The sequence below is a fragment of the Candidatus Villigracilis affinis genome, assembly GCF_016705895.1.
In the GTDB taxonomy this organism is placed as follows: Bacteria; Chloroflexota; Anaerolineae; order Anaerolineales; family Villigracilaceae; genus Villigracilis; species Villigracilis affinis.
In genome coordinates, this window is record NZ_JADJKT010000029.1 from 14,509 (window position 1) to 26,728 (window position 12,220).

A 12,220-nucleotide genomic window follows, 5' to 3' on the forward strand; every position below is an offset into this window, starting at 1 on the left:
AGTTTTTTCTTTCCTGGGGACCGTGCCGCCCCGGGGAGAATTGCTCTGAATTCAACGGGTTGTATTTGGTTTTGGATCTTGCTTTTTGGTATATGATTGGCGCGTTCCTTGTAGGACGGTTTTGGAAGAAATAACGTTTTGGTTCGGACTCAAGGTCTCCGTTTTAGACTTTGCAAAAGTGGAAGCCCTTAAAATCGATGAGCGAATAAAATATTTAAAATGGAGGCAGAACAATGGTAGATAGCTTGATACCGGCAAATGAAGTTCGTTTTTTTAGCGGAAGTTCAAATCCGCAACTGGCGGGGAAGATCGCATCTCATTTGAGTGTGCCGCTGGAAGATACCCACATCTCACGTTTTAGCAACGACAATCTTTATATCCAATTAGGCGCCAGTGTGCGCTATCGTCGTGTTTACATTGTTCAATCGCTCTCAAAGCCGGTCAACGATCATTTGATGGAGTTATTGATGATGATCGATATCGCCCGCAGCGCGGCGGCATCCGAAGTCCATGCCATCATCCCTTATTATTCCTTTGGCCGTTCCGATAAGAAGGATGCGCCCCGCATTTCCATCACCGCCCGCCTTGTGGCAGATTTGTTGAAGACTGCGGGTGCCACTCATGTGATGAGCATCATGTTCCACTCACCGCAGGTGCACGGCTTTTTCGGAATTCCCACCGACCCGCTAAGCAGCAGCAAAGTTTTCAAGGAATATCTTTCGAAATCCGATCTGGAAGGATCGATCCTTGTCGCACCGGATATGGGGCAGGCCAAAACCGCTGCACGTTTTGCACGGACCCTCAATCTGCCTATTGCCGCCGGGAACAAGGAGCGCGTTTCAGATACCCAAGTCATCATCAACGGCTTGGTGGGGGATCAGGTGCGCGGCCATGAACGCGCGCTCATCTATGATGATGAGATCGCCACAGGCGGTTCCATTCTCGAATTGAGCCGCGTTTTGATCCGTGAAGGTCTCAAGGATATCCGCGTGATCTGTACGCATGGTGTCTTCAGCAACAACGGTCTCGAGCGGCTCGCGGAAGTTCCCGAGATCACCGAGATTATCACCACTGATACCGTCCACATTGCGCCGGAAAAAATGCATCCGAAACTTACCGTACTTTCTGTGGCGCCCGTTTTTGCCAATGCCATTCGCCACAACATCAACCGCGAATCGCTTAGCGACCTGTTTGTATACGGCGAATAGTACTTGAAATTTAATAACGATATCAAATGGGTCAGGTGCAAGCCTGACCCGATTTCTTTTTATTGAAAGAGGTATACCATGGAAGAACAATCTTCCCAAAATAAAAAACGATTTATACTTCTACTCGTCGGTTTGATCGATTCGCTTTTAGGTGGCGTAGTGTTACTGCTCTATTTTGAGATTCTGCCGTTCGATCTCTCCAGCCTGGGCATTCCACGCTGGGTCGTCGGTTTGATCGGCGGACTTTGGTTTTTGACTGGGTTTGTGGTGTTACTTTATCAATTGACCAAGCCGCAGTCAGACGAATAACGCGTGTCACCCTGACGGGACACCTGAATCCTGTTTTCTGAAAACTTGATCGCCGCCTCGGGCATGTTCGAAACGTCACAAAAGAATGTATAATTTAAATATCAAGGAGGCACGATATGATCAACAAATCGATGCAAGATGCAATGAATGACCAGATCAACAAGGAGTTGTACTCCTCATACTTATACCTTTCGATGGCGGCCTATTTTGAAGACAAGAACCTGCCTGGCTTTGCCCGCTGGATGCGCATACAGGAAGCGGAAGAGCGTGAGCATGCCATGAAGTTCTATGATTTCATTCTGGAACGTGGTGGAAAGGTGACTCTCAAAGCCATTGATGCGCCGAAGACCGAGTGGAAATCCACGCTGGAGGTCGCTGAGGAAGTGGCGGCTCATGAGGCGAAAGTCACTGCTTCGATCCATGCCTTGTATGAACTGGCACTCAAGGAGAAGGATTATCCTGCCCAGGTCATGCTGCAATGGTTCATTACAGAGCAGGTGGAAGAGGAAAAGAACGCTGCCGAGATCGTGGCAAATCTGAAGCTGATCGAGGAGCGCGGTACTGCCGTGCTGATGCTCGATCATCGTCTGGGGAAACGCAACGGGGATTAGTTTATACTTAAGACCCTAAGGGCCGAAAAGGCTCTTAGGGTCTTTTTTTATTCGGGAGAATCATGGATATTACAATTCGAAGTGTCACACAGGAAGATAAAGCGGAATGGTTTCGCATGCGCAAGGGGATCTGGCCCGAGGCGCCCGATGAATATTTGAATTTCGACATGGACGAACTGCTTGTCGATGCTGATTACGCTGTCTTTTTCGCATGTGTCGGCGATACACCGATCGGGCTGACAGAGGTGCGGATCAAGGATTATGCGGAAGGCTGCGAGACCAGTCCCATTGGCTATCTTGAAGGCTGGTTCGTTGAGCCTGAGCATCGTGGAAAAAGTGTGGTGGGTGTGATGACACGTGCCGCCGAAGATTGGGCACGCGCGAAAGGCGTCACTGAGATGGCCTCGGATACCTGGCTGGATAATGAAGCCAGCATCCGCGCCCATGTAAAGCTGGGATATGCCGAGGTGGAACGGCTGGTCCATTTTGTGAAGCAGTTATAACGGACGGAACTTTGGCGTCCTGACTGAAGTCCTTGGTACGATCATTGTGCAAGGATGTAAAATAGAGGGAACTGCCCAGAAAACGGGAGCAGGCTAATGGTCGGGTTTGATGCGGGTCTACCATCCCGTTTTTTGATTGTAGTCGTCTTGCAGTTTTGAGATTGGCTGGTTTCTTAGGGATTAACTTTGTATAATGATTTGAGCCTTTGCGCTGTGGTGCAAAGGAATCGTTTATGAGCATACGTCTAAAAGTCATTCTGCCTTATTTGATACTGACCTTGATCGTAGCCGTGATCGGGGTTTATGTGGTCACGCGTCTTTTGTCGACGACATTGAGTGAGCGCCTGATCAATCAGTTGATCCAATCCGGGCGTGTGGTTTCGGATGGTTTTGCGAAAAAGGAGATCGAACAGGCGGAAACTGCGCGTGTCATTTCATTCACAAGCGGGATTGCGACTTCGCTTGCGAGTGAGAAGGCGGATACTTTGTTCAGCCAGGCAGAGATACAGATGCGCGCGAATAGCATTGATACCCTGGTGTTTTTCTCGCCACAGGGAAATGAAGTTCTTCATTTATGGAGGAACGAACTGGGGATCGTTGAGCGGGCAAGTAAAAACTCCGGCATGGCAGGCTTGTCTTTTGTGACTGAGCTTCTGACCAGTAAAAACATACGGGAGAATCCCCGTCGTTTCATGGGACTCAATTCCCTGAATGATGAATATTATTTTTACACATCCATACCAGTATCTCAGAGCGGAGAATTTGCCGGTGTCATTGTGATCGGCACAACCATTCAGAACATGCTCCCGGATCTAAAAAGTTCGGCTCTTGCGGATATTGTCATTTATGGGGTGGATGGAAGCGTCATTGCCACCACTTTGAATGTTGCGGACCCGTCGAATTTGCAGGCAATCTCGATCACATACGATAATTATCAAAGGATCATGGCTCTGACGGATGTGGTCACAGGAAATAATATCTCCATTGACAGGCGTCTGTTCAGCCTGGCACGGGGTCCATTACAGGTGGGGAATAACAAGCTGGGCGTTTTTGCCGTAGCCCTGCCTGTGGATTTTGTGACCGATTCTGCAGACAGAGGCCGTTTCACTTATACATTTCAATTTGCAGTGCTCTTCTTTATCGTGATCGGGATCGGCTTCTGGGTTTCACGCCAGATTATTGATCCGTTATATCGGTTGGTCAACACTTCGCAGGCCATTTCCGCTGGTGACCTTGAGCAGCGGACCGGCATTATCTCGAAAGATGAGATCGGTATCCTTGCCAAATCATTTGACGGTATGACAGCAAACTTGCAGGAACGTACCGTTCAACTGGAGCGCGCGAATCAGATCCTGAAAAACATCGATAAGACCAAATCGAACTTTATCCAGATCTCAGCGCATGAGCTGCGCACGCCGCTTACCCTGATCATGGGATATTCGCAAATGCTGGAGCAGGACGCGCGAAACGACCCGGAATTAAAGTCTTTGGCACAGGGAATTCTGGATGGCTCAGAGCGTATGACCAGCATTGTGGAAAGCATGCTGGATGTTTCCCGCATCGATAGTAATGCGCTGTTCCTGAGGAAGACCGGGCTGCGCATTGACCTGATCATCAAGAAGGTTCATAAAAGCTTCGACAAGGCTCTGGTGGAGCGAAATATTCAATTTATTGTGAACGATCTTCGCGACCTGCCACTCATCCCAGCCGACCCGGATATGCTCCAAAAAGTGTTTTATCACATCATTATGAATGCGATCAAATTTACGCCGGATGGCGGATCCATTACCGTAAGCGGGAAGATGGTGGATCATAAGGCGGAGCCCAGCGTGGAAATCTCCATACGTGATACTGGCATCGGTATCAACCCCGACATGCATCATGTGATCTTTGAGAAATTTAACCAGACAGGTGACGTCCTCTTGCATTCATCCGGTAAGACGAAGTTCAAAGGCGGCGGACCCGGTCTTGGTCTGGCCATTGCGCGCGGCATTGTGGAAGCGCATGGCGGTCATATTTGGGTGGAGAGTCCGGGCTATGATGAGCAAACGAATCCGGGTAGCACTTTTTATGTTTCCCTGCCTGCTCCTGTGGAGAAAAATGAGGAGGTAATTCATGAACAAACCGCCTCCTGATTGGCGTACTATCAGACTGTTTGCCATCATCCTTCCTATTGGCTTCATTTTTATGTTGGTCGCCGGGCAAATCGCGATTCGTCTCCCTTCAAGCTGGAGTTTGTCAGCTGATATGCGTTCGAGAATTACCCCAAACTTTCTCCTGAGGCGGCCGGACAGGACTGTGGCACCCCTGGTGGCAGAAGCGGGGACCGTCGTTGACCAATCCTATTTAACACCCGGTACCGGAACAGCGATTGTTTCTTCCATTGGTGTCGTTCAGCCGAATGGGTCGGCCACATTTACACCACGTCCGCCTGCCACAGCGACCGCAACTGTGCGGGTTGCCCCTACTGCCACGCGGACCAATGCGCCTACCGCCACGTTTACGAGAAGGCCGGCCACTGTGCAGGTTTCCACTTCCACGCGCACACCCACGCGGACGCCGATCAGAACATCTACATCAGGAACTTCCACCGCCACTGCGACCCGGACCGCGACGGGTGTCTTTACCGCAACCCGCACCGCCACTCGAACCACTACTCCAACGGCGACCAGAACCGCAACGTTTATCCCGACGCCCACGGCCACATTTACTGCAACGCGCACTCCTTCTGCCACAGCGACCTTTACCTCAATCCCGACTGCTACATTTACGGCTACGCCAACAGCTACTTTAACAGCTACAGCTACAGCAACCGCCACAGCAACCTCAACGAATACTTTCACCCCAACCCCAACTTTCACGGCAACTGCGACAAGTACCCCAATATTCTCAGGAACGCCAACGGCTGTGCCGCCAGATTTGGTGGTTGGTGCGCCTGATGGTAATGCGGGCTATATTCCAAATGAGAATTATGTCATTATTGACTTGACCTCGACGCCCATTGAAGTGAGGAACCCGGCAGATGGGTCTTACGATTTCATATTTTATGAATTGTTTGTTGCTCCGGATCGAATCAACATGGACAACATTATTTTGAGCATTTCAATGGATGGAATCAATTATTATGAAGTGTTCAATTGGGGAGATAATGTCCCTGACAATAATACGAATATTTTCAGCTATACACCGGAAAATGATAATCTTCCGATCCTTACAACAATCCTTTACGGCGTATACCCAGAACAGACTGGTATTGTGGTTGATGTGGATAATGTTGCGAGCAGCCCGCCTCCCGGCTTTTACATTTACCTGGTTATCGAGGTGCCGCCTGGTCCCATTAATGATGGTGCAGGTATCGATGCCATTCAAGTAACGGAAGTTCCCATACCATTCCCGTAAATTATTAAACCAAACAAATTGACCCGCAAAATTGATTTTGCGGGTCAATTTGTCATTAAAGGCGACAGGACTTGAAAGCGCGGATTTTTTCGGTTTTGTCAGCGTAAATCAGCGTTTATCTGCGTCCAAAATCAAATTTTAAACCGTAAGATGAGTTAATCATATCTTTTTACGCACAAATTCTCTAATAAAGCCCTAATCTCCCAAACAGTAACTATTTTGTTCTCTTGGCGACCTGTAGAAGACGAACCAATATCTGAGTGTAGAAGGAGATTTCTTATGCGAAAAAGTACTTTGTTCATTTCCGCCATGCTGACCGTATTTCTTATGGCGACCTTGTTTGGGGTGATTTCGGCGTATCAAAATATTGTGACGGATAACCAGACCGTTGCAGTGACGCCTGCCGAGCTTTCAGTTCAGCAACCGCTCTCCACTGCTGTGCCGACCATCGTCTCACCGATGGTGATCTCGCCGGAACAAGCCACCACCATTGCCGTGGAATTGCTGGGGGATTCCAGCGTGTACAGTGTTGAAGTCGTCGATTACGAAGGGATTGCCGCATATTTGGTCACATTTAGCGCGGGTGATCTGGTCTACGTCAGCTCCACTGGAGAAGTTCTTGCTGTAACCAAATTGGAACCTGTCGTCGTAGTAGTCCCTGCTGGTAATCGGGATGACAACGGTGAAAGACCCAATCGCGATCAACAGCAGCAGGAAGACAATGGCGATGATGATCACGAAGACGGCGACGAACACGAAGATGGCGATGACTAAACAGGTGAAATCCAATGAATGCTAAACCCACCCCTCGCAAATGGACCGATGTGCAGCTCACCATTGCTGCCATCTCGATGACATCTGTGCTTGCATTTTGGAACATGTTTGCAGGTCCAGATCGCTCAAAAGCCGATGAAAAAGCTGTGGCAGCCCAACAGGCCGCACAAGCCACGCCTACCACGGCCATTGTTTCCGCGCCTGCCACACCCGCGCCCACCATGCCTCCTCCGGGATACACGATCCTGTTTGGCGGCACAGCCCCGCAGCCTCAGGTTATTGTCATGCAATCTGGCGGCGGAGGCGGCGGGAATCAGGGCGGCGGAGATCCGGTGACTGTCACCACTTCATCGTAATGTTGCATCGTTTATCCTTCCGCGCGATGGGTTCCGAGATGCTGGCCATTCTGGATCAGGACTCTGAAGCCGTGCCGCCCATTTTGAATGCCATCCCGGCCTGGTTCGAAAACTGGGAGCAGACTTTCAGCCGCTTCAGACCGACCTCGGAACTGTCTCGCCTCAACCGGACATTTGACCAGCCGATGAAGGTCAGCGAGGCGTTTTGGGATGTGTTCCAAACAGCATTATGGGCCGACGAATTAAGCGGAGGATTGGTTACGCCTACGATCTTGGAATCCATGATCGAAGCGGGATATGACCGTCCCTTTGACAGGTTATCTCGTGACCAGTTCGATGTGATCACCTCGCCGTCAGAAACAGACCATCCACTTTCGATGGTGGTTTCAGATTCTGATTCCAAAACCATCAACCTGCCAATGGGAGTTGGTCTCGATTTTGGCGGCGTGGCAAAAGGCTGGGCGGCGCATCAGGCTGTCGAACGATTGCAGCAGCATGGTCCATGTCTGGTGAATGCGGGCGGTGATATCGCTGTCAGCGGCCCGCGCATGGATGGGAGTCCGTGGCCTGTCGGGGTGTCGAATCCCTTTAATGTGGGAGCAAATCTCAGCGTCCTGCAAGTGAAGCGCGGCGGCATCGCCACGTCAGGCAAAGACCGCCGCAACTGGAATCGGAACGGCGTCTTCCATCACCACATCATCAATCCGCTGACAGGCCTGCCCGCCGAAACCGACCTGCTGCGTGTGACGATGGTTGCGCCCACGGCCATGCAAGCCGAAGCCGCCGCAAAAACGGCATTCATTCTTGGCCGCGAAAAAGGCCTGGAATGGATCGAGTCACAGCCTGAGTTTGCCGGGCTGATGGTTCTTGAAACGGGCGATGTCCTCCAAAGCCGCCGTATGGAAAAGTATTTGTAAGGAGTAAAACCATCCATGAATCCACAAGATCAAAATGAATTCAACGAATCTTCGGTAAACATCCAGTCGTTCCTGTTGTTCCTTTTTGCGACAGTGATCGGGTTGCTCGTGGCCGTGCTATTGTTACCCATATTTTTACCGAACATGGCCTTCTCTTTAAGCGGTGACAGTCCCAAAGCCTACTGGTATCTTTCACGTGCCACCGCGTTTGTATCTCTCACCCTGTTGTGGCTTTCCATGGCGCTAGGGTTGGGTATCACCAATAAAATGGCACGCCTGTGGCCGGGCATGCCCGCAACCTTTGCCATTCATGAATACGTGAGTCTTTTGGGGCTGGCATTTGCCATGTTCCATGCCCTCGTGATCCTGGGTGACCAGTATATAAATTTCACCCTGCTGCAATTGCTCGTTCCATTCAGCACCGTAGATTATCGTCCCTTTTGGGTGGGGGTTGGGCAGATCGGTTTTTATGTTTGGGTGATCGTTGCAGTAAGCTTTTACGTCCGCCCCGTCATCGGCCAGAAATTCTGGCGATTCTTACACTACGCCAGCTTCGGCATGTATCTGATGGGTATCTTACATGGTATCTTTAGCGGCACCGATACCAGCCTCGCCTGGGCGCAGAATTACTATTGGGTTTCTGCGGGAAGCTTGATCTTCCTGTTCTTCGCCCGCATCATCGGAAGTTTGATCGATGCCCTGTTCCCCGCCAAAAAGCAGACTCCCGCTCCGCGTCCCACTCAGGGATAGCTGTTTCTGTTTTCTGAAAAAGTCATCCACCCGATAAAAAAGAGCGTCCAATTTTGATTGGACGCTCTTTTACTTTCTTACTTTTTACTCTTTTACTTCGCCGTCGATCACATCGCCATTGGCAGAGCCGCTTGGTCCGCTGGCGGCGGGACCGCCTTCAGGCTGTGGCTGTTCCTGCGCGTACATTTGCTGGCTGAGCGCATGGAATGTATTCTGCAATTCTTCAGTGAGCTTCTTGATCTTATCCAGGTCATCGCCTTGTGCGGCCTGTTTCAACTCACTGACTTTGGCTTCGATTGTAGCGCGTTCCGCAGATGGAACCTTGTCACCGAGGTCGCGCAATGATTTCTCGATTTGATACGAAAGATTGTCGGCTGTGTTCTTCACCTCAATGCCTTCGCGGCGCTTCTTGTCTGCGGTTTCGTTCTGACGGGCTTCCTGCACCATGCGGTCAATGTCATTCTTGTTCAGGTTCGTGGATGCGGTGATGGTCACCTTTTGTTCCTTGCCTGAAGCCTTATCTTTTGCGGTCACATGCAAAATGCCGTTTGCGTCGATGTCGAAGGTCACTTCCACCTGCGGAATACCACGCGGCGCCGGTGGGATTCCATCGAGGCGGAATCGGCCGAGGCTCATGTTGTCGTTCGCCATCGGGCGTTCACCCTGCAAAACGTGGATGTCGACTGCGGTTTGGTTATCTGCCGCCGTGGAATACACTTCCGTCTTGCGGACCGGGATCGTGGTATTGCGTTCGATCATCACGGTCATCACACTGCCCATCGTTTCCACGCCAAGGGAGAGCGGGGTCACGTCGAGCAATAAAATATCCTTCACTTCACCGCCGAGCACACCGCCTTGAATGGCTGCGCCAATCGCAACGACCTCATCGGGATTTACGCCTTTGTTCGGTTCCTTCCCGTTGGTCAACTTGCGGACCAATTCTTGAACCATCGGCATGCGGCTTGAACCACCGACCAAAACTACTTCGTCAAGTTTGCCTGCATCCATGCCTGCATCTTTGAGCGCAGCTTCAAATGGAGTGCGGCAGCGTTGCAACAGGTCTTCGGTCATCTGCTCGAATTTTGCGCGGCTGAGTTTCAATTGCAAGTGCTTGGGGCCGCTCGCATCGGCTGTAATGTAAGGCAGGTTGATCTCTGTTTCCATTACGGTTGAGAGTTCGATCTTCGCTTTTTCAGCGGCTTCGCGCAAACGCTGCAAAGCCTGACGGTCATTGCGCAGGTCGATGCCCTGATCTTTCTTGAATTCGTCCGCGGCCCAGTTGGTGATCTTCTGATCCCAGTCATCGCCGCCGAGGTGGGTATCGCCGTTCGTGGATTTCACTTCGATCACGCCTTCGCCCACTTCGAGGATGGATACGTCAAACGTACCACCGCCAAGGTCGAAGACGAGAATGGTTTCATTTTTCTTTTTATCGAGACCGTATGCCAAAGCAGAGGCTGTTGGCTCGTTGATGATGCGCAGCACTTCCAAACCAGCGATGCGGCCTGCATCCTTTGTAGCCTGACGCTGGCTGTCATTGAAATACGCAGGGACAGTGATGACGGCCTGTGTAACGGGCTCGCCCAAATACGCTTCCGCATCTGCCTTGAGCTTGCCCAGGATCATAGCGCTGATCTCCTGCGAGGAATATTCCTTGCCGGTTACAGGGATTTTGACGCGGACATCGCCTGTAGGACCCTGGTTTACCTGATAGGAGACCATGCTTCGTTCTGAACTGGTCTCTTCAAAATGGCGGCCAATGAATCGCTTGATGGAATAGATCGTGTTGTCTGCATTGACGACCGCCTGACGTTTTGCGGTCTGCCCCACCATGCGCTCGCCATTCTTGTTGAATGCCACAACGGACGGACATAAGCGTCCGCCTTCCGCAGTGGTGATCACAGTAGGCGTTCCGCCTTCCATGACGGCGACCACACTGTTTGTCGTGCCGAGGTCAATACCAATGATTTTGCCCATAATAGAACTCCTTACATTATCTGATCAGAGGCTGCATGCATTCATGCAATTACCTCTTTGTATGTACGTATCTTAAACGACTTGTACAAGAATTCTGTTAACGGCATGTAGAAATTTCATTGGCAGGTCTGGTTTTTATTCGGGCTGGTTCACTTTGAACCAGTCAAACATGAGAATGGCAGGGGCTTCCTCGAAGGAGGCAGCCGAAATGCCAACCTTGCCGCTGGTCAACTCGTAGCGCGCGACATCGATTTTTCGATACATCTTGCCGTTCACGTGGAGGAGCAAAACGGTTCCCTGACACGTCAGGCCGATCTCGTAATCCATTCCCGGGGTGATGTACTCTACAGTGGAGTTGATGATCGGGGTGTAGGTGGCGATGCCTTCCCCGATCCATTGACCAAGCAGGACGCTGTACGACCCGTCACTGTTGATGTTGTACTCGAACCATCCGTTTTCGCTGTAGCGGCAGATGAGGCCCGCCGAACCTGAAGGGGTGCCGCTATATTTAGCTGACACGAATACATCCTGATACTCATGGGAGTTGTGAATGGCGTAATACCAGGTGTTTGGTGAAAAAAGATCGATACGCAGCCTGTCATCCACGATTTCAAGGGTGGGGCTGAGTTTGCCGCCTGTTTGAAAGGATGACCATGCACTCATATCGGTGCTGTATTCTTCACTGAAATACATGGGTACCGGTGTTGAGGTCAATGTTGGGGCGGGGGTGAATGTTTGGGTTGGTGTGGCAGGCGGGGGCGGGGTTTGAGTCGCTGGGATTGGCGTAACTGATTCCACAGGGGCGGGAGTTGCTGCCTGGCAGGCGATGGTGAAGATGAGACATCCAAAAATAAGATATTTTTTCATATTGCTCCGTTTTAATACAATTCGACCAGCAGTATACTGCTGGTCGAACAGGTGTGGAGATGCCGGGAATTGAACCCGGGTCCGAAAGATTCGACCCTCGGAACTCTACGAGCGTAGCCTGCCGAATTTAGTCATCACAGGGATCTCGGCGGGCAGGTAACCCTGTGACCATCTGCTAGTCTTGGGCGCATTTAGCAGAGTCATACGCAGCACCCCGCCTTTGTTTCGCCCGGTCCGTCACCCGGCGGGGAGCGGTGACGGCGGACGCAATCTCATCTAGGAGATTGACTGTTATGTCTCACCTTAAGCGGCGAGGGGCATAGCAGCGTATGAAGTGCGATTGGCACTTAAATTTTGCGCTGAGTTTACGAGTTCGGCGCGCGCTCGGCTCGCATTCCGGAACCAGCCTCTCCCGTCGAAGCCGATCATCCCCGAAAAGGCACAGGGTTATTATCCCTTGTGCTTGTTTATTATAGCATGGGTTCGATGCGTAATCTGGTGACTTGTCCGTTATAATTGGGTATGCTAGACTGTATTTAGGTATCAGAG

13 protein-coding genes and 1 other RNA gene are annotated in these 12,220 nt (G+C 51.0%); 10 read left to right on the forward strand and 4 right to left on the reverse strand.

Annotated elements, in window-relative coordinates; all coding sequences use genetic code 11:
- The first annotated feature begins 233 nt into the window (after positions 1–233).
- The 5 genes from IPI86_RS13620 (at position 234) to IPI86_RS13640 (ending at position 4,766) form a co-directional block, all read left to right on the forward strand.
- Positions 234–1,208 carry a ribose-phosphate pyrophosphokinase gene (locus tag IPI86_RS13620; RefSeq protein ID WP_345298558.1) on the forward strand — a complete coding sequence of 325 codons (975 nt, stop codon included), beginning with the start codon at positions 234–236 and terminating at the stop codon, positions 1,206–1,208.
- A 78-nt stretch (positions 1,209–1,286) separates the two neighbouring features.
- Positions 1,287–1,517 (forward strand): hypothetical protein, encoded by a 231-nt coding sequence (locus tag IPI86_RS13625; RefSeq protein ID WP_345298559.1) that lies wholly within the window; start codon positions 1,287–1,289, stop codon positions 1,515–1,517.
- A gap of 116 nt (positions 1,518–1,633) precedes the next feature.
- Positions 1,634–2,128, forward strand: coding sequence for a ferritin (locus IPI86_RS13630; RefSeq protein WP_345298560.1), 495 nt, complete (start codon positions 1,634–1,636; stop codon positions 2,126–2,128).
- Between the two features lie 62 nt (positions 2,129–2,190).
- Complete coding sequence (gene aac(6') / locus IPI86_RS13635) at positions 2,191–2,631, forward strand: aminoglycoside 6'-N-acetyltransferase (RefSeq protein WP_345298561.1); 441 nt, start codon at positions 2,191–2,193, stop codon at positions 2,629–2,631.
- A gap of 233 nt (positions 2,632–2,864) precedes the next feature.
- On the forward strand, positions 2,865–4,766 hold the full coding sequence (locus IPI86_RS13640; RefSeq protein ID WP_345298562.1) for an ATP-binding protein: 1,902 nt from the start codon (positions 2,865–2,867) through the stop codon (positions 4,764–4,766).
- A gap of 258 nt (positions 4,767–5,024) precedes the next feature.
- Here the strand turns inward: IPI86_RS13640 and IPI86_RS13645 are convergent, their stop codons facing one another.
- Positions 5,025–5,492, reverse strand: a complete 468-nt coding sequence (locus IPI86_RS13645; protein ID WP_345298563.1) for a hypothetical protein — start codon at positions 5,490–5,492, stop codon at positions 5,025–5,027.
- A 46-nt stretch (positions 5,493–5,538) separates the two neighbouring features.
- On the opposite strand from IPI86_RS13645, the gene IPI86_RS13650 reads away from it, so the two are divergent.
- The 5 genes from IPI86_RS13650 to IPI86_RS13670 all read left to right on the forward strand — a co-directional run bounded on the left by IPI86_RS13650 (position 5,539) and on the right by IPI86_RS13670 (position 8,827).
- Positions 5,539–6,030, forward strand: a complete 492-nt coding sequence (locus tag IPI86_RS13650) for a hypothetical protein (protein WP_345298564.1) — start codon at positions 5,539–5,541, stop codon at positions 6,028–6,030.
- A 279-nt stretch (positions 6,031–6,309) separates the two neighbouring features.
- Positions 6,310–6,804, forward strand: coding sequence for a hypothetical protein (locus tag IPI86_RS13655; protein WP_345298565.1), 495 nt, complete (start codon positions 6,310–6,312; stop codon positions 6,802–6,804).
- Between the two features lie 14 nt (positions 6,805–6,818).
- The gene (locus IPI86_RS13660; RefSeq protein WP_345298566.1) at positions 6,819–7,160 is read left to right on the forward strand and encodes a hypothetical protein; all 342 of its coding nucleotides are present in this window, start codon (positions 6,819–6,821) and stop codon (positions 7,158–7,160) included.
- A complete protein-coding gene (locus IPI86_RS13665) occupies positions 7,160–8,077 on the forward strand; it encodes an FAD:protein FMN transferase (protein WP_345298567.1) in 918 nt (305 codons plus the stop codon). The genes IPI86_RS13660 and IPI86_RS13665 overlap by 1 nt, the downstream gene beginning before the upstream one ends.
- A gap of 15 nt (positions 8,078–8,092) precedes the next feature.
- Entirely contained in the window at positions 8,093–8,827 is a 735-nt protein-coding gene (locus IPI86_RS13670; RefSeq protein WP_345298568.1) for a hypothetical protein, read from the forward strand.
- Between the two features lie 84 nt (positions 8,828–8,911).
- Here IPI86_RS13670 and dnaK read toward each other — a convergent pair whose 3' ends face one another.
- The 3 genes from dnaK to ssrA all read right to left on the reverse strand — a co-directional run bounded on the left by dnaK (position 8,912) and on the right by ssrA (position 12,104).
- On the reverse strand, positions 8,912–10,804 hold the full coding sequence (gene dnaK, locus IPI86_RS13675) for a molecular chaperone DnaK (protein ID WP_345298569.1): 1,893 nt from the start codon (positions 10,802–10,804) through the stop codon (positions 8,912–8,914).
- Positions 10,805–10,939: 135 nt separating this feature from the next.
- Positions 10,940–11,671 carry a hypothetical protein gene (locus tag IPI86_RS13680; RefSeq protein WP_345298570.1) on the reverse strand — a complete coding sequence of 244 codons (732 nt, stop codon included), beginning with the start codon at positions 11,669–11,671 and terminating at the stop codon, positions 10,940–10,942.
- 51 nt (positions 11,672–11,722) lie between these two features.
- Positions 11,723–12,104: a transfer-messenger RNA gene (gene ssrA, locus IPI86_RS13685) on the reverse strand.
- Positions 12,105–12,220: the final 116 nt, after the last annotated feature.